Here is a 25,963-nt window from a genome sequence, read left to right on the forward strand (position 1 = left end):
GGAAACCGGGCACCAGCCGGTAACTGGGCGGGTATGCGGAGGCAACAGCGCGTGGCAAGCATGTCAGGATGTACAGCAGCCCACGATTCCTGCAAGGCGTCTACAGCTACGAGGGCAAGGGGCTCGACCGGCCCTTCCCGCTGGATGCCGCCCTGACCTACGTGGTGCCCGACGGCGTGACGGCGCAGCTGGTCTACTTCCGGGGCGGCAACGCCGCGGGTGAGCTGGCCTCCGTCGTCCTCATGCGGGACGGCCGCCCGATGCGGTACTTCCCGATCGGCGCGAAGAGCCACACCCACGTGCCCCTGCGGGTCGTCGAGGACCTCGACCCCGGCACCGCGGTCGAGATCCACGCCGCCGCCCCGGTCGGCGTCGCCGTCACGCTGGTCCTCGACCTCGGGCTGGTCGAGATCGTATGACCACGAGCGGAAATCGCGCACGCCTGGTGGTCATCGGCAACGGCATGGCCGGTGCCCGCACCGTCGAGGAGATCCTCGCCCGCGGCGGCGGGGAGCGCTTCGCGGTCACGATGTTCGGCGCCGAGCCGTACGGCAACTACAACCGGATCCTGCTGTCCAACGTGCTCGCCGGGGCCGAGAACGAGGCCGGCATCTTCCTCAACGACCTCGACTGGTACGCCGCACACGGCATCGAGCTGCGCGCCGGCGTCCGGGTCACCCGCGTCGACCGGTTCGCCAGGACGGTCCACGCCGACGACGGCACGCGGCGGCCGTACGACAAACTCGTCATCGCCACGGGAAGCCGCGCGTTCGTCCCGCCCATCCCGGGCGTCCGCAACCCGAACCGCGGCTACCACCAGGGCGTCTTCGTGTTCCGGACGATCGACGACACGCGCGGCATGATCCGGTATGCGCGGGAGCACGAGCGCGCCGTCGTCATCGGCGGTGGCCTGCTCGGCCTGGAGGCGGCCCGCGGCCTGCAGCACCACCTGCGACACGTGACACTCGTCCACGCCGGCGCCCACCTGATGAACGCCCAGCTCGACGCCCAGGCCGGCGCGATCCTGCGGCGCAGCGTGGAGCAGTTCGGCATCGAGGTGATCACGGGCGCGCACACCACCGAGATCCTCGGCCGCGACGCGGTCACCGGCGTGCGGCTCAGGGACGGGCGCACCATCCCCTGCGACGTGGTCGTCGTCGCGGCCGGCATCCGCCCCAACGTCGACGTCGCCGCCGCGAGCGGCCTCGTCGTCGAGCGCGGCATCGTCGTCGACGACCAGCTGCGCGCCCGCGACGAGCCCGACATCTACGCCGTCGGCGAGTGCGTGCAGCACCGCGGCCAGACGTACGGCCTGGTCGCCCCGATCTGGGAACAGGCCCGCGTCCTCGCCGACCACCTCACCGGCGCGGACCCGAAAGCGGCCTACCACGGCTCACGGACCGCGACCAAGCTCAAGGTCGCGGGCGTCGACGTCGCATCGATGGGGCTCAAGGAGGCCGAGCGGGACGACGACGAGACGGTCGTGTTCGCTGAGCCGCGCAGGGGCGTCTACAAGAGCGTCGTCGTCCGCGACGGCCGCCTCGCCGGCGCGACGCTCGTCGGCGACGTGCAGAAGGTCGCGTTCCTCACCCAGGCGTACCACGAGGGCCTGCCACTGCCGGAGGACCGCGCCGGGCTGCTGTTCGACCTGGGTGCCCCGCCCGCCGCGGTCACCGCCGCCGAGCTGGACCCTGGCCTGCAGGTCTGCAACTGCAACGGGGTCACGAAGCAGGTGCTCGTCGACGCTGTCGAGGCCGGGACGCCGACGGTCCTCTCGATCATGGAGCGGACCCGGGCCGGCAAGGGCTGCGGCTCCTGCAAGAGCCTCGTCACGCAGATCGTCGAGTGGGCCGCCGGCGGCGCCGTGGCCGAGGACCCGGCCGCGAGCTGGTACGTGCCGGGCGTGCCCATGCCGAAAGCCGAGCTGATGGCCGCGATCCGCGAGCACGGCCTGCGGTCGGTGTCGTCGGTGTTCGCCACGCTCGCCCCGAACGGCGCCGAGGACGCGAAGAGCAAGATGGGGCTGGCGTCGCTGCTGCGGATGATGTGGGGCGAGGAGTACGTCGACGAACGCGACGCCCGGTTCATCAACGACCGCGTCCACGCCAACATCCAACGCGACGGCACGTTCTCCGTGGTGCCGCAGATGAAGGGCGGCGTGACGACCCCGGCGCAGCTGCGGCGGATCGCCGAGGTCGCCGAGAAGTACGGGGTGCCGATGGTCAAGGTCACCGGCGGGCAGCGCATCGACCTGCTCGGCGTGCGCAAGGAGGACCTGCCGGCGGTCTGGGCCGACCTCGACATGCCGTCCGGGTACGCCTACGCCAAGAGCTTCCGGACCGTGAAGACCTGCGTCGGCCAGGAGTTCTGCCGTTTCGGCCTCGGTGACTCCACCGCCCTCGGCGTCGCCGTCGAGGAGCGGTTCCAGGGCATCGAGGGCCCGGGCAAGATGAAGCTCGCCGTCACCGGCTGCCCGCGCAACTGCGCCGAGGCGTACGTGAAGGACCTCGGCGTCGTGGCGATCGAGGGCGGCCGGTGGGAGATCTACGTCGGCGGCGCCGCCGGCGCGCACGTGCGCAAGGGCGACCTCCTGGCCACAGCGGACAGCCACGCCGAGGTCGTCGCGCTGACCGGTCGTTTCCTGCAGTACTACCGGGAGACCGCGAACTGGCTGGAGCGCACGTACGCGTGGGTGCCGCGCCTCGGCATCGACCACATCCGCGCGGTTGTCGTCGACGACAGTCTCGGCATCGCCGCCCGGCTCGACGAGGCCATGGCCTCGTCCGTGGCGGCGTACCGGGACCCGTGGCTGGAGCGGCGCGCCGTCGCGACACCCGGTCAGTTCCGCCCGTCGCTGCCGCTCGTCCCGCTGCCGCAGGTACCGATGAGGCAGCCTTGACCCTGGAACACCGCATCGGCCGGGCCGACGAGATCCCGGTGGGGGAGGGCCGGGCCTTCGCCGTCGACGGCGACATGGTGGCCGTGTTCCGCCTCCGCGACGGCACCCTGCGGGCGGTGTCCGCGGTGTGCCCGCACGCCGGCGGCCCCCTCGCCGACGGCCTGATCGACATGAAGGTCGTCGTGTGCCCGCTGCACCAGCACGTGTTCGACCTGGCGACGGGCTGCTCGACGACGGGCCAGCCACCCCTGGCGGTCTACACCGTGACGACCGACCCCGACGGCACGGTGGTCCTGCGCCGCTAGCGGACCAGCCGGGCGCCGTCACGCAGCGGGCACGCCCTGCCGGCGGAGGGGTGCGCGACGTGGCCGCACGGCTGCGTCGGCATCACGCCGTCCGCTCGTGGACCGGCTCGCCGTCGACGAAGACCAGGTCGGCCCGCACCTCGTGCAGCGCCGTGCCCTCGGCGAACGGGTCGCGGTCGAGGACCACCAGGTCGGCGGCCTTGCCGGCGGTCAGGTCACCGGTGACCGCGTCGAGGCCGCTGACGTAGGCCGAGCCGGACGTGTACGCGCTGAGCGCCTGATCGAGCGTCAGCGCCTGCTCCGGCAGCATCGGCACCTGGGCCGTGGGCCAGGAGGCCTCCGCCGACCCGGCCGGCTCGGTCCGGTGCACCGCGACGTGGATCGCCCACCACGGGTCCGGTGTCGTGACCGGCCAGTCGCTGCCGGCCGCGAGCCGCCCGCCGGCCCGGGCGATGGCGCCGAACGGATACTGCCACGCCGCCCGCTCGGGACCGAGGAACGGCACGCACAGCGTGTCGTTCTGCTCGTGGTGGGTCGCCCACAGCGCCTGGATGTTCGCCGTCACGCCCAGCTCGGCGAAGCGTCCCACGTCGTCGGGGTGGACGACCTGCAGGTGCGCGATGTGGTGCCGCCGCGTCCGGCCGCCGGCCGCCACGGCGTCGAGGCACTCGCGGACCGCCCGGTCGCCGATGGCGTGGAAGTGCACGCCGAACCCGGCCCGGTCCAGCTCGGCGACGTGCTCCCGCAGCCGCACCGGATCCACATTGGACGTACCACGGCCGTGGCCGCCCAGATAGGGTTCGAGCATGGCGGCGGTGAAGTTCTCGGCCACGCCGTCCTGCATGATCTTCACCGCGGTCGCCCGGAAGCGGCCGCCGGCCGCCGCGGCCTCGGCGCGCCGGGCGACCAGCTCCGGAATCTGCTCGGCGCCCCGGTCCCGCTCCCACCACAGCGCGCCGGTGACCCGTGCCCTGAGCCGCCCGGCCCGGTCCGCCGCCAGGTAGGTGCCGAACTGGTCGCGGGCCCCCGCGTAGGCGCCGACGATCGCGTCCTGCCAGCCGGTGATGCCGAGCGAGAAGAGGTACCGCTGTGCCTCCGTCAGCGCGCGGTCGTAGTCCTCGGCGGTGTCGGCCGGGACGAACGGCGTGACGAGGTCCATGGCGGCCTCGTGCAGCACCCCCGTGGCGTGCCCGTCGGCGTCGCGTTCGATCCGCCCGCTCGCCGGGTCGGGTGTGCCGTCGTTGATCCCGGCCCGCTCGAGTGCGGCGCCGTTGACCCAGGCCGAGTGGTGGTCCCGGTTCGGCAGGAACACCGGCCGGTCCGGCACCACGGCGTCCAGGTCGTCGCGGTGCGGCAGCCCGCCGGGGAAGGCCGGCATCGACCAGCCGCCGCCGGTGATCCACTCCTGCGCCGGGTTCGCGGCGGCGTAGGAGTGGATCGCGGCGAGGTAGGCCTCCCTGCCGTGCAGGTGCGACAGGTCGCAGCGCAGCCGTTCGAGGGCTCCGCTCACCGGGTGCACGTGGGCGTCGTGGAGGCCCGGGACGAGCATCCGCCCGTCGAGGTCGACCACGTCGAAGCGGGTGTCCGCGAGCGCGTCGAGCGCGTCGCCGCGCGCCCCGGCCGCGACGATCGTCCCGCCGGCGACGGCGACCGCCTCGACGACCCGTCCGTGTCCGGTCCAGATCGGCCCACCGACGAACAACAGCCCACCCACGCGGTCCTCCTCCGGTCCCTGTTGGTCAGCACAGCGTGCCAGACGGCGCCGGCCGCGGCGGGTTTCAGTGTTCAGCCGGAAACTTGCGGCAACGTCGCCACCGCGGCCGCGAGGGCCTCGTCGGACAGCTCGTGGTCGGCCAGTCCGCCGGACAGGAACGCGCCGTAGGCGGCCAGGTCGAGGTGGCCGTGGCCGCACAGCGCGGTCAGGATCACCTTCGGCTCGCCGGTCTCCTTGCAGCGCAACGCCTCCTCGATGCACGCGGCGAGGGCGTGCGTCGGCTCGGGCGCGGGGATGATGCCCTCCGTCCGGGCGAAGCGGACCCCCGCCTCGAAACACTCCCGCTGCGTCTTCGCGACCGCCTCGATGAGGCCCAGCTCGTACACGTGGGAGATCAGCGGCGCCATGCCGTGGTACCGCAGGCCGCCGGCGTGGATCGGGTCGGGGATGAAGTCGTGACCGAGGGTGTGCATCTTCATCAGCGGTGTCATGCCGGCGGTGTCGCCGAAGTCGTACGCGTAGACGCCCTTCGTCAGCGACGGGCACGACGCCGGTTCGACCGCCCGGATCGTCGGCGACATCGTGCCGGCGAGCTTCTCGCGCAGGAACGGGAACGCGAGCCCGGCGAAGTTGGAGCCGCCGCCGGTGCAGCCGACGATGACGTCCGGGACGTCGCCGGCCTTCGCCAGCTGGAGCAGCGCCTCCTCGCCGATGATCGTCTGGTGCAGCAGCACGTGGTTGAGCACGCTGCCGAGGGCGTAGTTGGTGTCCGGGTGCTGCGCGGCGACCTCGACCGCCTCGCTGATCGCGATGCCGAGCGAGCCCGGCGACGCGGGGTCCTTGGCGAGGATCGCGCGCCCGGCGGCGGTCAGGTCCGACGGCGACGGGTGGATGGTCCCGCCGAACGTCTCGATCATCACCTTCCGGTACGGTTTCTGGTCGTATGAGGCCCGGACCTGCCAGATCTCGCATTCCAGGCCGAACTGCGCACTGGCGAACGCGAGCGCGGTGCCCCACTGCCCGGCGCCGGTCTCGGTCGTGAGCCGCCGGATCCCGGCCGCCGCGTTGTAGTAGGCCTGCGGCACCGCCGTGTTCGGCTTGTGCGAGCCGGCGGGGGAGACGCCTTCGTACTTGTAGTAGATGCGCGCCGGGGTGCCGAGGGCCCGTTCGAGGCGGTGTGCCCGGAACAGCGGCGACGGCCGCCAGAGCCGGTAGACGTCGAGGACCTCGTCGGGGATGGGCACGTACCGCTCCTGGGTCACCTCCTGCTCGATGAGCGCCATCGGGAACAGCGGCGCCAGGTCGTCCGGCCCGACCGGCTGCAGGGTGCCGGGGTGCAGGACGGCCGGCGGCGGGCTCGGCAGGTCGGCCATGATGTTGTACCAGCGGCGGGGCATCTCCGACTCGGAGAGCACGATCTTCGTGGCGGCTTCCGTCATGCCCACGATCTTCGCCGTGATCGCCCCGGTCCGGAACAGCCCCGTTCGGGTTCCGCCGGTCCGGTGACCCCGCCGGCGATCACGCGGCGAGCCTGGAGCGGTGCGCCGCTCCAGGCTCGTATAGTGCGCGGGAGACGTCAGAGGCGCTGGAGTTCCCGGTCGCGCCAGGCCGTCGCCCACGAGGTGCGGCCGTTGGTGCGCAACAGCGAGCCCTCGTAGAGGCGGGCGCCGACGGCGAGGGCCGCCAGGGCGGTCACGACGAGGATCGCCAGCGACACGAACGGTTCCCACGCGGCGGCGTCACCGTCGAAGAGGCGGATCGGCATCGCGGTCGGCGCGGAGAACGGGATGTAGGACATCACGGTGATCACCGTCGGGTTGTCCTGGAGGAACGCCACCAGGAAGAACGGCAGCATCACGAGGAGCTGCATCGGCATCGACGCGCCGCTGATGTCCTCCTGGCGGTCGACCATCGCGCCGACCGCGGCCCACAGCGCGGCCAGCATCACGAAGCCGACGACAAAGAACGGCACGAACCAGCCCATAGCCGGGGCCAGCAGCGGCAGCAGCTCGTTCCCGCCGTCGGTGAGCTGCGCGCCGGCGACCGTCACAAACGCGATGAGCGCGATCTGGGCCAGCGCCAGGACACCGCCGGCGAGGACCTTGCCCGCCAGGAGGGCCCGCGCGGGCACCGCCGCCACGAGGATCTCGACCATGCGGGTCTGCTTCTCCTCGGTGACGCTCTGGGCGATCTGCAGCCCGAACGTCAGCGAGGTGAAGAAGAAGACGATGGCGAAGGCGAACGGGATGATGAACGCCGCGGCCTCGTTCACCGCGTCCGGGTCGAGCAACCGGACCTCCGGCTGCGTCGACAGCGCCCGGACCACGTCGCTGGGCGCCTCCTTCATGGCGACGACGGCCGGCCCCGCCACGACGGCGGCGTCGACGTCGCCGTCGCGGACGAGCCGCTCCGGGTCGGCGGCGACGCGCACCTCCAGCCCGGCGTCACGGAGCCGCTGCTCGGACGCGTCGCCGGCCACGACCGCCACACTGGACGACCCGCCGGCGAACAGTGCCGGCAGCACGGTGCCGCCGATCGCGAACAGCAGGAAGAACACGGTGCTGAACAGGAACGTCTTGTCGCGGAGCTTGACCCGCAGCTCACGGGCGGCCACGAGACGGATCGCGGCGATGGTGCTCATCGGGTGACCTCCCGGAAGATCTCGGCGAGTGACGGGGTGACGGGGCCGAACGAGCGGACCGGGCCGCGGGACAGCGCGGCCCGCAGGACCGCCTGGTCGTCGGCGCCGGCGGCGAGGTCGAACACGGCGCGGTCGCCGTCGAGGTCGACCAGGGACACGCCCGGCTGGTCGCGCAGCCAGCCGGTGTCGCCGTCGACCCGCAGCGCGTACCGTGGCAGGGCGAACTGGTCGCGCAGCCCGTCACGGCTCCCGGCGGCGCGGATCGTGCCACCGGCGATGATGACGAGGTCGTCGCAGAGCCGCTCGACGACGTCGAGCTGGTGGCTGGAGAACAGCACCGGCACGCCCCGGGCGGTCCGCTCCCGCAGCACCCCGACGACGGTGTCGACGGCGAGCGGGTCGAGACCGGAGAACGGCTCGTCGAGCACCAGCACCTCGGGGTCGTGTACGAGCGCCGCCGCGATCTGGGCGCGCTGCTGGTTGCCCAGCGACAGCTGCTCCAGCGGGTCGTCGGCCCGCTGGCCGAGACTCAGCCACTCCAGCAGCTCGTCGGCGTTGCGGCGCACCGCGGCGGCCGTCAGGCCGTGCAGCCGGCCGAGGTAGGTCAGCTGGTCGCGGACGCTCATCTTCGGGTACAGGCCGCGCTCCTCCGGCATGTAGCCGAACCGGCGCCGGTCCTCCCGCGTGAGCGGCGACCCCTGCCAGGTGACCTCGCCCGAGTCGGGGGCGAGGACCCCCAGGATGATCCGCATCGACGTGGTCTTGCCGGCGCCGTTGGCGCCCACGAACCCGGTCATGCGGCCGGCCACCACGTCGAACGTGACGTCTTGGAGCACCTGCCGGTCACCGAACCGGCGGTTGATCGCTTCGAGGTGCAGCACCTTGCTCATACCGGAAACGGTAGGCACTCGCGGCCCCGACGTCGTCCGGCGCGCGATCTACATGGCGGGTCCGTCTCGAGGATGACCCGGAACCCGTACGGACCAGATGACGATCGTCGGCGAGCGGCACCCGGAACCCGCCGCCGCCACCCGATCAGGCGCCAAACCCCCGCACTCACGCCGACTGCGCCGTGACCCGCTCCGCGGTGAGCCACGTCTCGGCCGCCGGCTCCGGCAGCGGCTTCGCGTAGAGGTACCCCTGGCCGAACCGGCAGCCGGCGTCGCGCAGCAGCCCGTTGTCGGCCGACGTCTCGATCCCCTCGGCGACGACGCTCATCTGGAGCGTGCCGGCGAGCTGGATGATGCCCCGCACCAGGTCCAGCTGTTTGCCGGAGACCGCGATCGTGTCGACGAACGACTTGTCCAGCTTGAGCGTGTCGACCGGCACCCGGTGCAGGTACGACAGCGACGAGTAGCCGGTGCCGAAGTCGTCGATGGAGATCCGGATCCCGGCGGTGCGCAGCCGCGAGATGTCGGCGCGGATCTCGTCGTCGTCGCCGAGCAGCAGGCTCTCGGTGATCTCCAGGATGAGCAGGTCCGGGTGCAGGGCATGCCGGGTCAGCGTCTCGAAGACCAGGTCGACGAAGCCGGCGGTGCGGAACTGGCGGACCGACACGTTGACGCTCACGTACGGCGGGTCGGCCGGGAACCGCGCCTGCCAGCGGGTCGCGGCCGCGACCGACGCCTCGAGGACCCACGCGCCGAGCTTGACGATGAGGCCGCTCTCCTCGGCGATCTCGATGAACTGCACCGGCGGGATCATTCCGCGGGTGGGGTGCTGCCAGCGCACCAGCGCCTCGAAGCCGCGGGTCCGGCCCGACGACAGCTCGACGATCGGCTGGAAGTGCAGCACGAACTGGCTGTCGTCGATCGCGGTGTCCATGGCGGTGCGCAGCTGCATGCGGGACGCGACCTGGGCGTGCAGCGACTCCTCGTACCGCCGCCAGCGGCCCTTGCCCTCGCGTTTCGCCGCGCCCATCGCGATGTGCGCCTCGGCGAGCAACTGCCCGCCCTCCGGCACGTCGAACACGGTTGCCACACCGATGCTCAGCTGCACCCGGATGATGCTGCCGGCGATCAGGAACGGCTCCTCGAACGCCTCCATCAGCTCGGCCGTGAACCGCTCGACGGCGGCCACGTCCGCGGCCTCGTCGAGGATCCCGCCGAACTCGTCGGCGCCGAGCCGGGCCACCGCGCCGCGGCCCTCGAACGCCCGGCTGAGCCGGTCCGAGACCGCGACCAGCAGCCCGTCGCCGACGTCCTGGCCCATGCTGTCGTTGACGACGCTGAAGTCGTCGAGGTTGAGCACCAGGAGCGCGTCGGGCGACTTCTGCGTGAGGTCCTGGAAGCGCAGGCGGTTGCCCAGCCCGGTGAGCGGGTCGAGGTACGCCCGGTCGAGCAGCTCCTGCTGCAGCCGCCGCTGCTCGGTGACGTCACGCATGGTGAGGACGAGCCCGCCGACGGTCGGCTCGTCGCGCAGGTCCCGCACGACGACCTCGGCGACGATGAGGGCGCCGTCGGCGCGCCGCACCCGCCAGGTCACCGCCTCGTCGTGCGGCACGGTCAGTGCGTCCGCCGGGCCGACGAGGTCGAGCAGGCTGGTGCCGACGAGGTCGGCGGTGCCGAGGACCGGCTTGGCGGCAGGGCTGGCGTAGGTGATCCGGCTGTTGTCGTCGACGATGAGGATCACGTCGGTCGCGCCGAGGACGAGCGTCCGGAAGTACTCCTCGCTCTCCCGCTGGTTGATCTCCCGGTTGAGGGCGATGTGGTCGAGCATGCTGGCCGCCTGTCCGGCGAGCACCGGCAGCGCCTCCTGCAGCGGTACGAGCACCGGCTCGGCCGCGGCGACGAACAGTTCACCGACCTCGCGGTCGCCGACCGACAGCCGGCAGCACAGCGCCAGTTCGAAGCCCTGCAGCCCGCTCGCGACACAACTGGGCAGGTCCCACACGTAGGAGATGCCCATCGGCTGGTCGCCGGCCGGGCCGGGCTCGTGCAGCGCGAGCACGACCCGGTGCGGTGTGCCGGGCGCGAGCAGCCGCTGCACGGATCGGTGGACGACGGCGCGGACCTGCGTCTCGTCGGTCGTGGACAGCAGCGCCTCGCAGGCCCGCCGCAGCTCGCGTTCGCGGGTCATGGTGCGGCGCAGGCCGGTGACGACGGTCGACATGCGCATCATCGCGAGCAGGACGAGCAGGCCGGACACCAGCGCGATCACCATGCCGTCGCGGACCGTCCCGTTGACCGCCTGGACGAACAGGACGGTCGGAGCGATGAGCGACGCCATGCCCAGGACGGCCCGCCGGGTGTGGAGCTCATTGCGGCGGAGCACCCGCGGCTCGGTGAGCTGCCGCATCGACGGGTGCAGCACGGCCGCGCCGCCGGCGATGTAGAAGATCAGCCAGAGCAGGTCGATCGGGGTGCCGATCTCCCAGTGGCCGTTGAGCCGTTCCAGGCTGTAGAGGACGTCGGCGGCGAGCAGCCCGCCGACCGAGGTGAGCAGCAGCAGGACCGTCCAACTGCGCTGCACGGTGATGACCAGCCGGGCCAGGATGGCCAGCGTCAGCACGTCACACAGCGGATACGCGACCGAGACCGCCTTCTCGAGGGTGTTCAGCTCGTCGCTTTCCAGATACGGGTGGATGAGGAACACCCAGGACAGGAAGCCGGCGCCGGCGGTGAGGATCAGCGCGTCGATGACGCTCGCCCGGTCCCGCACGGCCGCGCCCGAGCGGGACAGCCCCCACAGCGCGAGCAGCAGGATCGGCGACGAAACGCCGAGGTAGAGTGCGTCGACGACCGACGGGAACGCCGGGTGGTCGAGCATGATGGCGAGCACGTAGGCGAGCGCCGTGCCGGCCGCGAAGGTCAGGTAGTTGGCGCCGAGCAGCAGCCAGGGGCGCTTGCGCCGGGGATTGTTGAGGTGGATGCCGACGCCGATCGCGATCGCGTTGGACACGACGATGACCGCCCACGCGGCGAGGGTCGCGGGAGGCGCGAGCGCGTACAGCGTGAGGAGCAGCAGCGTCCACACACCGTACAGAATCAGTGCACGCCGGGTCATCACGCTCCTTCCGTCGCGAGGCGCTCGAAAGCCCTATCGGTCGAAGCGAAGAAGTTCTTAAGGGTTGGTACGGGCGGCGGTGCGTGCGCCGTTTCGGTGAGCGTGCGTATGCAGGGGGTAGTTGGCGGCGGCGGCGCTTTCGCAGTGGCAGCGTACGCTTTTCGCGGCGCTATTCGGAGTCGTGCACGGTGTCGCTTTTCCGGCGGCCCGCGTCGCTTTCCGGCATGATTCGCAGCCGCCAGTGATTACAATGGATGGGCCGGCCCTCGTAGTCCATGTCGCACTGGCCGAGCAGCTCAAAACCGAGCCGCCGGACGATCCCGTTCGACGGGCCGTTGCGCACGTCGGCGAAGCCGTGGATCTCGGTGAACCGGCCCTCGGCGCGGCCGCGCTCGACGAGCATGCGGAAGGCCTCGGCGGCGACACCCTGGGCCTGGAACTCGGGGAACAGCATCGAGCCGACCTCGTGGACGATCCCGCCCTCCCACGGCGTGCGGAAGATGGCGATGATGCCCGCCGGGTGCGGCGCGCCGTCAACGTGGATCGTGAAATACCAGTCACCGGCGGCGACGCCGGCCATCCGCTTGGCGTGGATCCGGGCGGCCTCCTCGACCCCGACCGTCCTGCCGAGGCGGCTCTTCGCCTCGGGGTCGGCCTCCAGAGCAGCGGTGAGCGCCAGGTCCTCGGCCCCGTATGGCCGCAGCTCAATGCCCACCGCAGCATCGTAGTCGTGATGCGCGCCGTCAGCCCGCCAGGCGACTCAGACGGGACCGCTGCTGGCAGGCGTAGGCGCGCTGGCCCAGCCGCCGCAACTGCTCCCGGCTGCGGACCCCGGACAGGTAGGCGTCCAGCGCCTCCGGCGAGCCCGGCGCGGTGTGGCTGAGCCGGAGTCCGGACGCGGAGAGCAGATCGATGTCGAGGTAGATGGTCCGGACGTCGACGCCGAAGCGGCAGGACAGCGCCGCCGCCGAGACGTACGGTCGGGAGCGCAGTTGCAGCAGGATGCCGACTTGGCGGGCATGTCGCTGGGTCACGGCTGCGCCCATCTGCGACCGATCCGGTCCAGCGAGTTCGTCGCGCGGCCGGTGTCGGGGTCGACGGCACCGACGGCTATGCCCGCGACCAGCAGCAACGCCGCAGCGAGGGTTCGGCGGGTGGCGGCCATGGCGAGCCTCGCTAAATGTAAGCTTCCTTTACGGAAATCGCTCTCACAAAGTTGTACGTCGATGCGCTGCGGCCGTCAACAGGCAGTGTCGCTGCCTATCGCGCCTGTTCCGTTTCCGGCGGTGCACGCCTCGGCGCCGGCCGGGTCTTTGTGGGGGCGCGGCCTTGTGGCGGCGCGGGCTTGGTGGCGGCTCGCCCTTTGTGGCGGCTCGCCCTTTGTGGCGGCGCGGGCTTCGGCGTCGCGTCTCTGTGGCGGTCGCGTCTTTGTGGTGGTAGTGCCTTTGCGGGTTCGCTTCTCGCCGGCAGTTGCGCCCCTGCGGCTGCTCCTGCGGCGGCCGCTGTTCTGCGGGTGATGGTGGTGCTCGCGTGCGGTGGCGTGTTGCTGGTGGTTGTGCCCCTCTGGCGTCTCGCCTCTGGCGGCTCGTCTCTCTGCCGGCGCTGCTGCTCCGGTGGTCGCTTCATGATCGCGGACGTTTCGGTGGCCCGGGACCCATCGGAACGTCCGTGATCATGGCTGCGGCTCTCGGGGGTTCTTCATCGTGGAGTTTCTTCGGGCCCAGGGAGCCTGTTGCGTAATTCGCTGGGACAGCGTTGGCGGCCCAACTACGCGCCGATCTTGGAGTTGTGGCGCCATGAACCTCCGAATTTGTCCGGGTTTGTCAAGGACCACAACTCCAAGATCGGCGCGGTTGTCGGGGTTGACGCGCGAGGGATCCGAATTGCGCAACAGGCTCCCAGGGCCCCGGAAAACTCCACGATCATGAGCCGTCGACTTCGGCGGACCGGCGCCTGGCGTGGTCGACCGCGTGGCCGGCCCGGAGGGGGTGGTCGAGCCGAGCCGGGCGATCGGCGCGGAAGGTGTGCCGTGTGTTCCGACGGGCATGGCCGGGGTTCGCGGCCGGCGTGGCTGGTGGTGCCGAGTGCGGCGCAGGGGTGGGCCGTGCCGTGCGATCGGGCGGAGTGACCGGGCCGGGACGGGAAGTCGGTGCTGTTGGCCGTTCCGCCTGCCCCGGCGGGTCGTGAACACCCACCCTCGGGCCGGTCCGGAGTCCCAGCCGACGGAGCGCACATCTCTCGTCGGCCGGGACTCCGGACCGGTCCGCCGGTGCGTCCAGCACCCCCGCAGGACGCACCTGTGCCGCCTGACCGGCGCGGTCACGTCACCGGCGTGCGGTGTGTGACCGTGACGCGGCGGCAGGCGCACACGACGTAGCAAACATTTTCCGACGCGAACTGTCAACGACTTCCGTCGATCACGGCCATCGGTTGTTGGAAGTTGTTCGATCAATGAACGGCAGGTGGGGTTTTCGCAACCCTTGACAGAACTGGGCGACCCGTCGCCGACGGTTGGTGCGCTGCCATGGTCGGCGGGCGATTGCTCATGATCCTGGGAAGATCTGGGTCGCCGGGACGACCCGAATCTTCCCAGGATCATGAGCGGTGTGGCGGCGGGTGCCTCGTCCTGGTTGACTGCCGTGCTGCGGCCGAGCCCATCGGGAACGGGACCCGCGATCGAGGGCCACCGGCGGGGATGATGTCGCGCTGAGGTGCGCCGTGCCGGCGGCCCGCTGCAGGAGGGCGCGCCGAGGCGGAGGGCCGCGAGTGCTGCGGGGGTGTGCCGGAAGCGCCGCGGGGATGTCGCGAACATGCTGCGGGCGAGTGCGTCGCGGGGCGTGCCAGGAGAATGCCGCGGACGAAAGCCGGGAGCGCACCTCGGCAGGGCGCGGGGAGCGTGCCGTGGTGGAGATGCCGCCACGGCAACATGCAGCGACAGGCCGGAAGCGGGCCGCGGGGGAAGGCGGCGTCGCGCAGCGGTGGACCGGGTGCGTGCTGCGGGGAGTGTCGGCGTAGCGCGGCGGTGGACCGGGTGTGCTGCGGGGGGAGCGCGGCGGCGGGACGGCTGCATGCTGCAGGAACGTGGCGCGTGGCGGTGGATCGGTGCGTGCCACGGGGAACGCGGCGGCGGGCCGGGCGCGTGCTGTGGGGAGCGCGGCGGCGGGACGGCTGCATGCTGCAGGAAAGCGGCGCGTGGCGGTGGACCGGTGCGTGTCGCGGGGAAGGTGGCGTGTGGCGGTGGGCCGGGAGCACGCTGCGGGTGAACCCCGGCGTCACGTGGCGGCGGGCGGGGAGCGTGCCGTGGGGCAAAGCCAGGAGTACCCCGGCGAAGTGCCCGGACCATGCCGTGGTGGAGCTGCCCAGGCGGCTACCGAACGCGACCCGCCGGGCGGGACGCACGTCGTCCCTGGGGGCTCGAAAGGCGTCCGGGCGGTGCCTGAGCGAACCGGCTCCACCGCCGCGTGTATTGATAAATGTTGACCGAACGGTGATCAGCGACTATGAATGTGCATCGAGAGCGCTCTCCCGTCCTCACCGCCACCGAACGGGAGATCACCCATGTCCCGATCCCGCACGGTCGACCGGCTGCTTGCCGGTGCGGGCGCCGCCCTCCTCGGGGGCGTCCTCGCCGTCACGCAGGTCACGATGCCCGCGCACGCGGCCGACCTCAACCTGACCCAATACGTCAATCCGTTCATCGGCACCGACGACAGCAACTCGCCGAACCCGGTCGGCGGCGGCGCCGGCGGCAGCACCTACCCGGGCGCCACGGTGCCCTTCGGCATGCTCCAGTTCAGCCCGGACACGCCCACCGCCTCGCCGTCCGGCTACCGTGACCGCGACCGCACCATCGAGGAGTTCAGCCTCACCCACTTCAACGGCGCGGGCTGCCCGAACAACGAGGACCTCGGCCTGCTGCCGATCACCGGCGCGCTCGGGTCGTCGCCCGGCACCGCCTGGACCAGCTACGCGTCGGGATACACGAAGAGCAACGAGAGCGCGTCCGCCGGCTACTACCGTAACCGGCTCGACAAGTATTCGACCGACGTCGAACTGTCGGCGACGACCCGCACCGGGGCGCTCCGGCTGACCTACCCGGCGACGACCACGGCCCGGCTGCTCGTCAACACCAGCCGCAGCGCGACCGGCAACCGCAGCGGCTCGGTGACCATCTCCGGCAGCAACGTCACCGGCAGCGTCACCGCCGGCGGGTTCTGCGGCTCCTCCAAGACCTACCAGATCTACTTCCACATCCGCTTCGACCGGGCGCCGTCGTCGGTCGGCACCTGGAACGGCGGGACGATCAGCACCGGCTCGACCAGCACGAGCGGCGTGAACACGGGCGCGTTCGTCACGTTCGACACCAGCACCAACCCGACGGTCAACGCCACCGTCGCCCTGTCGTTCGTCAGTGTCGCCAACGCCACCGCCAACCTCAACGCGGAGGCGGCCGGGTTCGACACCGTCCGTACCAACGCCGGCAACGCGTGGAACAGTATCCTCAACCGCGTCCAGGTCACCGGCGGCAGTGCGACGGACCTGCAGAAGTTTTACACGGCGCTGTACCACGTGCTGCAGAACCCGAACGTCGCCAGCGACGTCAACGGCCAGTATCGCGGCTTCGACAACGCGGTGCACACGGCGACGCACCCCGTGTACCAGAATTACTCGGGCTGGGACATCTACCGGTCGTGGGCGGCGCTCATCGCGTTCATCGCGCCGGACGTCACCAGCGACATCATGAAGTCGATGGTCCTCGACGGCCAGCAGGGCGGCCTGCTGCCCAAGTGGTCGCAGCAGATCAACGAGGACTTCATCATGACCGGCGACCCCGGCCCGATCATCGTGGCGAGCGCCTACGCGTTCGGCGCGCGCAGCTTCGACACCGCCGCCGCGCTCCAGCTGATGAAAAACGCGATCGCGGGCGGCACCATGCAGGGCTCACCGATCCGGGGACGGCAGAACGAGTACGCGACCAACCATTTCATCGCCGGGGCGCCGTCGGACTCGCTCGAATACTCGGCCTCGGACTTCGCGGTGGCCCAGTTCGCGCAGGCGCTCGGCGACACCGCCACGTACAACTCGGCGATGACCCGCGCGCAGTACTGGCGCAGCTCGTTCTCCAGCGAGTCGAGCTACATCCACCCGCGTAACAGCGACGGCTCCTTCACCTGGCCGCTCAACCCGGCGCAGGAGAGCCCGTACACGGAGGGCAACGCCGCGCAGTACACCTGGATGGTCCCGCACAACTACGCCGGGACGATCGCGCTCATGGGCGGCCCGGCCACCGCCAAGCAGCGGCTCGACCACCACTTCACCGAGCTCAACGGCGGACTCAGCCGCCCGTACTTCTACATCGGCAACGAGCCGGAGCACAGCGTGCCCTGGGCGTACAACTTCACCGGCAACCCGGGCAGCGCCGGTGCCGCCGTCCGGCGGGTCATGAACGAGTCGTTCACGACCGGCGCCGGCGGCCTGCCGGGCAACGACGACCTGGGCGCCACGTCGGCCTGGTACGTCTGGGCCGCCCTGGGCATGTACCCGGTCACGCCGGGTGCCGACACGCTCGCGATCCACGGCCCGCTGTTCCCGTCGGTGCTCATCCAGCGCAGCGCCGGCAACATCACGATCAACGGCGGCAACGGCACGTCGCAGTACGTGCAGAGCCTGTCGCTCAACGGCACGGCGGTGACCCGCAACTACCTGCGGTACCCGGAGCTCGCGTCCGGCGGCACGCTGCAGTACACGATGGGCAACAGCGCGTCGTCGTGGGGGACGGGCGCCGGTGACGTCCCGCCGTCGTTCACCGACAGGGCGGTGCAGCCGCCGGCCGCGCCGAACCTGGGCCCCAACCTGGCGCTCAACAAGCCCGCGACCAGCTCGGCGGCGTGCGCCACGGCCGAGTCGGCGGCGAAAGCGTTCGACGGCAGCCTGTCCGGCAACAGCAAGTGGTGCTCCGGTACCGCACCGCGGTTCCTGCAGGTCGACCTCGGATCGAACCAGACCGTCGGCTCGTTCGTGCTCAAGCACGCCGGCCTCGGCGGCGAGACCACCGGCTGGAACACCGGCGCGTTCACCATCTCGACGAGCACCGACGGCACCAACTGGAGTCAGGCGGTCGTGATCAGCGGCAACCGCTCCAGCCGGACGCTGCACCAGGTCACGCCACGCACCGCGCGGTACGTGAAGCTGGACGTCACCACACCCGCCAACGACGGCAACTCGGCGGCGCGGATCTTCGAGTTCGAGGTCTACGGCGGCGGCCCGTCCGGCAACCTCGCCCTCAACAAGCCCGCCACCGCGGACTCGTCGTGCGCGGCGAGCGAAGGGCCGGACAAGGCCGTCAACGGCAGCGTCTCCGGCGGCTGGAGCGACAAGTGGTGCTCGAACGGCACCAACCGCTTCCTCCAGGTGGACCTGGGCGCGTCGGTACACCTCGGCTCGATCGTGGTGAAGCACGCCGGCGCCGGCGGCGAGTCGACCGGCTGGAACACGCGCGACTTCGACCTGCAGGTCTCCGACAACGGCTCGACCTGGACGACGGTCGCCCAGCCCCGCGGCAACACCGCCGACGTCACGACACACGCGGTGAACGTGAACGCCCGCTACGTGCGGATCAACGTCATCACCCCGACGTCCAACGGCGACACGGCCGCGCGGATCTACGAACTGGAGGTCTACGCCTGACGTTCAGCGGATGTGGTACGGGCCGTGCCGCGGCCCGTGCCACATCCGTGGCCTCACCTGACGCGGTAGCCGCCCCAGGCGGCGGCGCGTTCGTCGACCGCCCCGGCTCAACCTACCCGCGAGCCGGCGGCGTCGAGCTGCCCCACCACGTCGACCAGTTCGGGGAACGCGTGGATGAACGCGCTGACGTGGCGCGGCTCGAAGTCCTCACGGCTGCGCACGCCGCTCTGCAGGCATGCGACGAAGTGCAGGCCGGCGCCGCCGGCGGCCCGGGCGTCGCCGGGGGAGTCGCCCACGTAGACACACTGCTGCGGATCCAGGCCGGTGGCCGCCAGCAGCTCGTCGAACGCGCGCGGGTCCGGCTTGCGGAACCGGGTGTTGCCCGCGTGGTAGACGGCGCTCACACGCCGGGCCAGGGCGTGGTCCGGCGCCAGCATGTGCTCGACCTCGGTCTCGGTGCGCGACGTCAGGAGCATCACCGTCCGGCCGGCCCGAACCAGCTGGTCCAGCGTGTGCAGGTTTTCGGGCGCGACCACGTCGAGCCGGCCGTCGAGGACGTAACGGCGCAGGACGTGCTGGTAGGCGGCGGCGAACCGGCCGAGATCCAGCCCGGGCGACCGCACCGGCATCGCGTCGAGCAGCGGCTCGCCCCAGGTCGCCAGGTGCACAGCGCGGGACATCGGCTCGCGGCCCAGCACCGCCAGCACCTCGTTCTCGAGGTCGAAGCACACCGCCTCGGTGAGGCACAGTGTGTCATCGACGTCGACCACCACGGCTCGGATCACGGCAGGCTGCCGGTGACGCAGAGCAGGGCGGGGGACGGCCCCTTGAGCGTCGCCGTGGTGAAGCCGGCGGTCGAGAGGGACGCTGCCACCGACCGTGCGATCGCGGCGGTCCGGTCCGGTGACGGGGTCTCGTAGAACAACCGCAGCGGCGCGCCGGGCTTCAGCAGCGACGCCAGCACCGCCAGCTCCGGACCCGCCACGCCGGTCCAGAACAGGTTCACGTTCACCGCGAAGATCTTGTCGTAGTGCCGGCCCAGCGTGGCGGCGATGGTGAGGTCGCCCTGGACCACGCGCGCCCGGCCGGCGGCCACGTGCGCGGCGTTGCGTGCGGCCGTGCGGTGCACCGCCGTGGCCGAACGGTCGACGGCGGTGATCGAGCCGGTGCCGAGCCGCGCGCAGACCAGCTCCACGGCCACGCCCGGGCCGCAGCCGAACTCGAGGACGTGATCGTCCGGCCCGACGTCGAGCACCTGCACCGCCCACCGGATCCGCTCAGGAGCACCCACCCGACGACCTTACCGAAGAGTTTGGATGTTTTGCGGCGTTCGAAACGGGGAGGGGGTGTCACCACGGGGCCGGGCCATGGATTGAGCGGACGCATGGCCGCTGTCCCACCCACCTCAGGAAGGGACACGCAGCCGTATGTCCGCTCACCACGGGCACCGCGACCAGGGCCAAGGTATGACCGCGCTCATCGTGGTGCCGCTCGTGCTCGGGCTCGTTCTGATCGTGACGCTCGCCAAGTACGTCACGCAGACCAACGAGCACCGGGCACCTGAGGCGCGCGTCACACCGACCGCGGCGCCGGAGCCGGCCAGGCCGGTGTTCGACCCGAACGCCGGCGCGCCGCTGCCCACGAACCGGGTCGTGGCGTTCTACGCGGTGCCGGGCGCGGCGGCCACGGGCCCCGCGTACCAGCTCGGCGACGCGATGCTGGCCCGGCTGCGCGACCAGGCGGCGCAGTACCAGGCCCTCGACCCGGCGCACCCCGTCGTCGCCGGCATCGATCTTGTGGTGAGTGTGCCCGACCAGTACCCGGGCGACGACGGCTCGTACCGCCACCACGTCGACAAGGCGACCATCGACAGCTATGTCGAGTTCTGCGAGAAGTACGGGCTGGTGCTGTTCCTGGACCTCAACTTCGGCTGGACCGACCCGCTGACCGAGCTCAACAACTTCCGCGAGTACCTCAGGCTGCCGTTCGTGCACGTCGCGATCGACCCGGAGTGGATGTTCCCGCGGCGCAACGGCGTGCCGGGCGTGAACCTGTCGAACGTGCGCGCGGCCGACCTCAACCCGCTCATCGACGCCGTCGCCGAGATGCCGGAGCGGTACCAGGTGCCGCGCAAGATGTTCCTGATCCACCAGTACCGTCCCGACGGCGACGGCCTCGCCGACCCGTACGACCCGGCCAAGGCCCTGATCGCGGACAAGCGGAACCTGCGCGACGACCGCCGGGTCGACGTCATTGTCCACGTGGACTCGGTGGGCGGCTGGCCCGGTGACATCGAGCTCAAGACCCAGCAGTACAACACCTGGGTCACGCAGAGCATGCAGCAGCACGGCAACTTCCGCTACGGCGGATTCAAGATCTTCTACCAGCTGGAGTCGAAGCACAAGCTCATGACGCCCCAGCAGGTGATGGCCCTGCGGCCGCCGCCGATGGTGATCACCTACGGTAACTGAAGTGTTGACCGGCTCATCGGCATCGTCCGGCTCACCGGGGCGGAGCCGGAGACCGGGCGGGCGCGAACTGTTGGCATGAACAGGCGAGTCGCGCGGCCGGCGGGCGCGCGAAGCTCCCAGGTATGTCCTACGCCTGGCAGCAGCCCTACCCGGTGCGCACGACCGCGCCGGTCTCCCTGCACGTCGTCGCGATCTTCCAGTACCTCGGCGGCCTGATCACCCTGGCGATCGGCGGCCTGTTCGCGCTGGCCGCGTTCGAGCTGGTCCCCGAGCTGCACTACGACACCTCGACCGGCCGCTACGCCGACGTGAAACCGGCCGCCGGCGTGATCTTCGCCGTCTTCGCGGTCGTCGGCCTCATCGCGATCGTGCTGGGCCGCAAGGTGCAGCGCGGCCGCAACTGGGCCCGGCTCGTGCTCACCGTGCTCAACCTGCTCAGCGTCGCCGCCGGCCTCTGGCAGGGGTACACCACCGGCGGCTCCTACGGCGTGACGCTCGTGTCGATCGCCCTGCCGCTGCTGTTCGTGGTGCTGCTCAACACCCGCGCCGCCCGGTCGTGGTGCCGCCACCGGACCTACTGATCCGCCGCAGGGAGCTGCGGCGGGGCGGCCAGTGCCTGCACGTGGCGCAGCCCGACGCCGTGGTGGACACGACCCGCTCGCCCGCGCCCGCTGGTCAGGCACCGACGTAGGCCGCGAGGTGCTCGCCGGTGAGGGTGGAGCGGGCGGCGACGAGGTCGGCGGGGGTGCCCTCGAAGACGATCCGGCCGCCGTCGTGACCGGCGCCGGGGCCGAGATCGATGATCCAGTCGGCGTGCGCCATGACCGCCTGGTGGTGCTCGACGACGATGACCGACTTGCCGGCGTCGACGAGCCGGTCGAGCAGGCCGAGCAACTGCTCGACGTCGGCGAGATGGAGGCCGGCGGTCGGCTCGTCGAGGACGTAGACGCCGCCCTTCTCGGCCATGTGAGTGGCCAGCTTGAGCCGCTGCCGCTCGCCGCCGGACAGCGTCGTGAGCGGCTGGCCGAGGCTGAGGTAGCCGAGCCCGACGTCGGCGAGCCGGCCGAGGATGGCGTGCGCCGCCGGCAGGCGTGCCTCGCCGCCGCCGAAGAACTCCTCGGCCTCGGTCACCGACATCGCCAGCACCTCGCTGATGTCGCGGCCGCCGAGCGTGTACTCCAGCACCGATGCCTCGAACCGTCTCCCTTCGCACTCGTCGCAGGTGGTGGCGACACCGGCCATCATCGCCAGGTCGGTGTAGATGACGCCGGCGCCGTTGCAGCTGGGACAGGCACCCTCGGAGTTGGCGCTGAACAGCGCCGGCTTCACGCCGTTGGCCTTCGCGAACGCCTTGCGGATCGGCTCGAGCAGCCCCGTGTACGTCGCCGGGTTGCTCCGTCGCGAGCCACGGATCGCGCCCTGGCCGACCGACACCACACCCGCATCAGCGGGGATCGACCCGTGCACGAGCGAGCTCTTGCCGGAGCCGGCGACGCCGGTGACGACGACGAGCACCCCGAGCGGGACGTCGACGTCGACGTCGCGCAGGTTGTGCGTCGCCGCGCCGCGGATCTCCAGCGTGCCGGTGGGTTTCCGGACCGTCTCCTTGAGCGCGGCCCGGTCGTGGAAGTGGCGGCCGGTGATGGTGTCGCTGGCCTGCAGCCCTTCGACGGTGCCCTCGAAGCAGACGGTGCCACCCGCCGTGCCGGCGCCGGGGCCGAGGTCGACGACGTGGTCGGCGATCGCGATCGTCTCCGGCTTGTGCTCCACGACGAGCACCGTGTTGCCCTTGTCCCGCAGCCGCACCAGCAGGCCGTTCATCCGCTGGATGTCGTGCGGGTGCAGGCCCGTGGTGGGCTCGTCGAAGACGTAGGTGGTGTCGGTGAGCGAGGAGCCGAGGTGGCGGATCATCTTGACGCGCTGCGCCTCGCCGCCGGACAGCGTGCCCGACGGGCGGTCGAGCGAGAGATAGCCCAGCCCGATCTCCACGAACGACTCGAGCGTGTGGTGCAGCGTGGCGAGCAGCGGCGCCACCGACGACTCGCCGAGGTCGCGGACCCATTCGGCCAGGTCGCTGATCTGCATCGCGCAGGCGTCGGCGATGCTGATCCCCTTGATCTTCGACGATCGAGCCGCCTCGCTGAGCCGGGTGCCGCCGCACTCGGGGCAGGTGGTGAACGTGACGGCCCGCTCCACGAAGGCGCGGACGTGCGGCTGCATTGAGTCGACGTCCTTGGACAGCATCGACTTCTGGATCTTCGGGATCAGCCCTTCGTAGGTCAGGTTGATGCCGTCGACCTTGATCTTGGTCGGCTCCTTGTTGAGGAGGTCGTGCAGCTCCTTCTTGGTGAACCTGCGGATCGGCTTGTCCATGTCGAAGTAGCCGGACCCGCTGAAGATGCGGCCGAACCAGCCGTCCATGCTGTAGCCGGGAATCGTGAGCGCACCCTCGTTGAGCGACTTGCTGTCGTCGTACAGTTGGGTCAGGTCGATGTCGTTGACCGTGCCCCGGCCCTCGCAGCGCGGACACATGCCGCCGGTGATCCTGAAGCTGCGGCGCTCCTTCACGGTCCGTCCGCTGCGCTCCACGGTGACCGCACCCGCTCCGCTGATCGAGGCGACGTTGAAGGAGAAGGCCTTGGGCGAGCCGATGTGCGGCTTCCCGAGCCGGCTGAAGAGGATGCGCAGCATCGCGTTGGCGTCGGTGACGGTGCCGACCGTGGAGCGGGGGTCGGCACCCAGCCGCTGCTGGTCGACGATGATCGCGGTCGTCAGCCCATCGAGCACGTCGACCTCGGGCCGCGCCAGCGTCGGCATGAAGCCCTGCACGAAGGCGCTGTAGGTCTCGTTGATCATCCGCTGCGACTCCGCGGCGATCGTGCTGAACACCAGCGAGCTCTTGCCCGAGCCGGAGACGCCGGTGAACACCGTGAGCCGCCGCTTCGGGATCTCGATGTTGACGTCCTTGAGATTGTTCTCACGCGCGCCGTGCACGCGGATCAGGTCGTGGCTGTCGGCAGCGTGCGGCGCGGGCGCCTGCGTCGTGATCCTCGTGGCCATGCTCATCGTCTCCATCTGTTCGTTGCCGTCCGGCCCGGCCTGACCGGCTTTGAGCAGTACGTCTGGTTCGGTCGCCGGCGGGAGCGGGGGCCGGCGCTCAGCGGTCCTGCAACAGCCCGAGGACGTTGCCGTCGGGATCCGTGACCGTGGCCACCAGGCGGCCGCCACCGACGTCGCGCGCGGGCTCCCGCACGGTGGCGCCCGCGGCGGTCACCGCGGCCAGCTTCGTCTCGACGTCCGGCACATGCCCGTAGGCCACCGATGATGTCATGCCCTGCGGTCCGCCGTCCGGCACCAGCCCGATGTGCTGGCCCGCGGCGGCACGCCGAGCAGGGCGGTGTAGACCGCCTCGGCCTTCGCCAGGTCGGATACGGGATGCAGCACGGTCTTGATTCCCTCGGTGGAAGGGCTGGTCATGATCACTCCTGAGGTCGCGGGTCACAATTTACCCGGTATGTCCCAGGCCGGGCTTGCAGGCGGACGGAAGCCCCGGAGCCGGACAGCCCGGTTGCCCTCGACGTCAGGCTAGGCGCGACTCCGTGACCCGCGCTTCTCGAATCCTGATCGGTTCGGCCACCCGAGGAGCCGGTGGACCGCTAACCGGGCGGACCCAGGGTGATCGACTCAGTCGCGCCGGGGACGCCGACCTCGGTTGTCGCGGTGACCGTACCGTCCGTGTTCAGGGTGAGCACCTTCCCCGCGTGCGTGGCGAGCAACTGGTGGTCGCTCACCCACACAGCGTCGTACGGGAAGGGCCGGCTCTGTCCCGTGGAGACGTCGAACAGCTGCCAGTCCCTGGAGAACCCGTTGGGGCTGGAGACGAGATAGCGGCCGTCGGGCGACCAGGAGAACGGACTGGACGGCATCGCCTTGACCGGCAGGGACCGGGTCGGCGCGCCGGTTTCGGCGTCGAACAGCTGGAGGCGGCTGACCTTCTCGGCGGACTCGCCGCCGCTGCGGTCGGCGACCGCCATGGCGACCTCGCGCCCGTCCCGGGTCCAGCTGAAGTTGCACATGCTGCAGTCGTGCTTGCTCACGTCGATCCAGTGCTTGGTCACGGTGCCCGTCCGGGCGTCGATGACGGCGAACCCGATCTTCGAAGGCTCTTTCTGGCTGGCTCGGCCGACCAGCCGGTCACCGGCCGGGGACCATCGGTAATCACCGCCGAGGCCGGTGTCGTCCACGGTCACCGGCTGCGTGCCGCGCACGCTCCTGATCTGCAGCGGAGCCGGACTGCCATAGATCGTCAGGAAGCGGTCGCCGAGCGGCGCGGGCAGCAGCCCGCCGTCCCCCTCCATCGTCACCGGGACGTAGTCGCCGCTCGCGCGGTCGAGGACCTGGGTTCCGGCGCTGGTGACGACCCAGCCGCCGGCGAGTCCGGACGCTCCCGGAGGGCGCGCGACATCGGACGCCGCCGGCGTTCCGGTGGCCGGCGCTCCGGTCACCGGTGGGCCGTCCGGCCGGGAGACGACCGCCCAGGGCACGACGATCGCCGCGACCGCCAGGAGGGCGCCGCCCGCGACGGCGAGGCGGCGGCCCCAGCGGATGCGCCGCCCCCGGGCGACGGCACCACGGACGAGGGCGGCCGAAGGCGCCTTCATCTCGTCGCCCATCTCGTCGATCGTCTCGTGGAGCAGTTGGTCGAAGCGCATCATCGCCGTCCTTCCACGAGATCGGTGGACCAGTCGAGCTGGGGCAGCAGCTCGCGCAGCTTGGCCAGGGCCCGAGACGCCTGGCTGGCGACGGTTCCCCGGCGGCACGACAGCACGGCCGCTGTCTCCTCGACGCTGAGATCCTCGAAGTACCGCAGAATCACCACGGCCCGCTGGCGCGGCGGCAACGCCTGCAGGGCGTCCCGCAGCAACAGCCGCAGCGCGGTGTCAGACTCCAGGTATCGGCCACTGGCGTGGTCCGGCGGCTGGGCCACCGTGATCTCGGCCCGGCTGCGCGGGCTGCGCCGCCCCGACACGAAGTCGTTGTAGATCATCCTCCGGAGATAGGGCTCCGGCTCGTCGATGCGCCTCCAGCGCGCGAACGCCTTGGCCAGCGCGGTCTGGACCAGGTCCTCCGCAGCGTGCCGATCGCCGGTCAGGGCGTATGCCGTCTTCAGCAGTGCATGGGCGCGCTCCGTGACGAAGGCCACGAACTCGGCCTCCTGGGATATCTCCACTGCGGGCACCT

At 71.2% G+C, this 25,963-nt stretch carries 21 protein-coding genes; 6 read left to right on the forward strand and 15 right to left on the reverse strand.

The genetic code is table 11. The features are described from left to right. Positions 1-68: 68 nt before the first annotated feature. From Dfulv_RS19925 to Dfulv_RS19935, 3 genes are read left to right on the forward strand one after another with little or no spacing between them, the layout of a single operon-like run. Entirely contained in the window at positions 69-419 is a 351-nt protein-coding gene (locus Dfulv_RS19925) for a molybdopterin oxidoreductase (RefSeq protein ID WP_259865531.1), read from the forward strand. Next, a complete protein-coding gene (nirB, locus tag Dfulv_RS19930) occupies positions 416-2,899 on the forward strand; it encodes a nitrite reductase large subunit NirB (protein WP_259865532.1) in 2,484 nt (827 codons plus the stop codon). The genes Dfulv_RS19925 and nirB overlap by 4 nt, the downstream gene beginning before the upstream one ends. Next, positions 2,896-3,204: a Rieske (2Fe-2S) protein gene (locus Dfulv_RS19935; RefSeq protein WP_259865533.1), complete on the forward strand. Its 309-nt coding sequence runs from the start codon at positions 2,896-2,898 to the stop codon at positions 3,202-3,204. The genes nirB and Dfulv_RS19935 overlap by 4 nt, the downstream gene beginning before the upstream one ends. Before the next feature lie 82 nt (positions 3,205-3,286). Here Dfulv_RS19935 and Dfulv_RS19940 read toward each other — a convergent pair whose 3' ends face one another. The 8 genes from Dfulv_RS19940 to Dfulv_RS19975 form a co-directional block, all read right to left on the reverse strand. Next, positions 3,287-4,918, reverse strand: coding sequence for an amidohydrolase (locus Dfulv_RS19940; RefSeq protein ID WP_259865535.1), 1,632 nt, complete (start codon positions 4,916-4,918; stop codon positions 3,287-3,289). Positions 4,919-4,989: 71 nt separating this feature from the next. After that, entirely contained in the window at positions 4,990-6,357 is a 1,368-nt protein-coding gene (locus tag Dfulv_RS19945) for a TrpB-like pyridoxal phosphate-dependent enzyme (protein ID WP_259865536.1), read from the reverse strand. Between the two features lie 137 nt (positions 6,358-6,494). Further along, complete coding sequence (locus Dfulv_RS19950) at positions 6,495-7,559, reverse strand: ABC transporter permease (protein WP_259865537.1); 1,065 nt, start codon at positions 7,557-7,559, stop codon at positions 6,495-6,497. Then, positions 7,556-8,449: an ABC transporter ATP-binding protein gene (locus Dfulv_RS19955; RefSeq protein ID WP_259865538.1), complete on the reverse strand. Its 894-nt coding sequence runs from the start codon at positions 8,447-8,449 to the stop codon at positions 7,556-7,558. Before Dfulv_RS19955 ends, Dfulv_RS19950 begins: the two co-directional genes overlap by 4 nt. A gap of 166 nt (positions 8,450-8,615) precedes the next feature. Further along, positions 8,616-11,564, reverse strand: a complete 2,949-nt coding sequence (locus tag Dfulv_RS19960) for a putative bifunctional diguanylate cyclase/phosphodiesterase (RefSeq protein ID WP_259865539.1) — start codon at positions 11,562-11,564, stop codon at positions 8,616-8,618. A 169-nt stretch (positions 11,565-11,733) separates the two neighbouring features. After that, positions 11,734-12,279 (reverse strand): GNAT family N-acetyltransferase, encoded by a 546-nt coding sequence (locus tag Dfulv_RS19965; protein ID WP_259865540.1) that lies wholly within the window; start codon positions 12,277-12,279, stop codon positions 11,734-11,736. Positions 12,280-12,307: 28 nt separating this feature from the next. After that, a complete protein-coding gene (locus tag Dfulv_RS19970; RefSeq protein WP_259865541.1) occupies positions 12,308-12,598 on the reverse strand; it encodes an HTH domain-containing protein in 291 nt (96 codons plus the stop codon). Next, positions 12,595-12,729 (reverse strand): hypothetical protein, encoded by a 135-nt coding sequence (locus Dfulv_RS19975; RefSeq protein ID WP_259865542.1) that lies wholly within the window; start codon positions 12,727-12,729, stop codon positions 12,595-12,597. Before Dfulv_RS19975 ends, Dfulv_RS19970 begins: the two co-directional genes overlap by 4 nt. Before the next feature lie 2,393 nt (positions 12,730-15,122). Between Dfulv_RS19975 and Dfulv_RS19980 the strand changes: the two genes are divergently transcribed. Then, positions 15,123-18,251, forward strand: coding sequence for a GH92 family glycosyl hydrolase (locus Dfulv_RS19980; RefSeq protein WP_259865544.1), 3,129 nt, complete (start codon positions 15,123-15,125; stop codon positions 18,249-18,251). A 107-nt stretch (positions 18,252-18,358) separates the two neighbouring features. Here Dfulv_RS19980 and Dfulv_RS19985 read toward each other — a convergent pair whose 3' ends face one another. Both Dfulv_RS19985 and Dfulv_RS19990 read right to left on the reverse strand, forming a co-directional pair. Continuing rightward, positions 18,359-19,036, reverse strand: a complete 678-nt coding sequence (locus Dfulv_RS19985) for an HAD family hydrolase (protein ID WP_259865545.1) — start codon at positions 19,034-19,036, stop codon at positions 18,359-18,361. Then, positions 19,033-19,542, reverse strand: a complete 510-nt coding sequence (locus Dfulv_RS19990) for an SAM-dependent methyltransferase (RefSeq protein WP_259865546.1) — start codon at positions 19,540-19,542, stop codon at positions 19,033-19,035. The genes Dfulv_RS19985 and Dfulv_RS19990 overlap by 4 nt, the downstream gene beginning before the upstream one ends. A gap of 175 nt (positions 19,543-19,717) precedes the next feature. On the opposite strand from Dfulv_RS19990, the gene Dfulv_RS19995 reads away from it, so the two are divergent. Both Dfulv_RS19995 and Dfulv_RS20000 read left to right on the forward strand, forming a co-directional pair. Then, positions 19,718-20,722 (forward strand): hypothetical protein, encoded by a 1,005-nt coding sequence (locus tag Dfulv_RS19995; RefSeq protein ID WP_259865547.1) that lies wholly within the window; start codon positions 19,718-19,720, stop codon positions 20,720-20,722. A 122-nt stretch (positions 20,723-20,844) separates the two neighbouring features. After that, positions 20,845-21,303: a hypothetical protein gene (locus Dfulv_RS20000; RefSeq protein ID WP_259865548.1), complete on the forward strand. Its 459-nt coding sequence runs from the start codon at positions 20,845-20,847 to the stop codon at positions 21,301-21,303. A 94-nt stretch (positions 21,304-21,397) separates the two neighbouring features. Here Dfulv_RS20000 and Dfulv_RS20005 read toward each other — a convergent pair whose 3' ends face one another. From Dfulv_RS20005 to Dfulv_RS20025, 5 genes are all read right to left on the reverse strand, one after another. Continuing rightward, on the reverse strand, positions 21,398-23,782 hold the full coding sequence (locus Dfulv_RS20005) for an excinuclease ABC subunit UvrA (protein ID WP_259865549.1): 2,385 nt from the start codon (positions 23,780-23,782) through the stop codon (positions 21,398-21,400). 97 nt (positions 23,783-23,879) lie between these two features. Further along, positions 23,880-24,053: a VOC family protein gene (locus Dfulv_RS20010; protein WP_259865550.1), complete on the reverse strand. Its 174-nt coding sequence runs from the start codon at positions 24,051-24,053 to the stop codon at positions 23,880-23,882. After that, the gene (locus Dfulv_RS20015; protein WP_259865551.1) at positions 24,050-24,199 is read right to left on the reverse strand and encodes a hypothetical protein; all 150 of its coding nucleotides are present in this window, start codon (positions 24,197-24,199) and stop codon (positions 24,050-24,052) included. Before Dfulv_RS20015 ends, Dfulv_RS20010 begins: the two co-directional genes overlap by 4 nt. 179 nt (positions 24,200-24,378) lie before the next feature. Further along, positions 24,379-25,437 carry a TolB family protein gene (locus Dfulv_RS20020; RefSeq protein ID WP_259865553.1) on the reverse strand — a complete coding sequence of 353 codons (1,059 nt, stop codon included), beginning with the start codon at positions 25,435-25,437 and terminating at the stop codon, positions 24,379-24,381. Further along, entirely contained in the window at positions 25,434-25,952 is a 519-nt protein-coding gene (locus Dfulv_RS20025; protein ID WP_406567976.1) for a SigE family RNA polymerase sigma factor, read from the reverse strand. The genes Dfulv_RS20020 and Dfulv_RS20025 overlap by 4 nt, the downstream gene beginning before the upstream one ends. Between the last annotated feature and the right edge of the window lie 11 nt (positions 25,953-25,963).

This window comes from Dactylosporangium fulvum, from assembly GCF_025137375.1.
GTDB classification, from domain to species: Bacteria; Actinomycetota; Actinomycetes; order Mycobacteriales; family Micromonosporaceae; genus Dactylosporangium; species Dactylosporangium fulvum.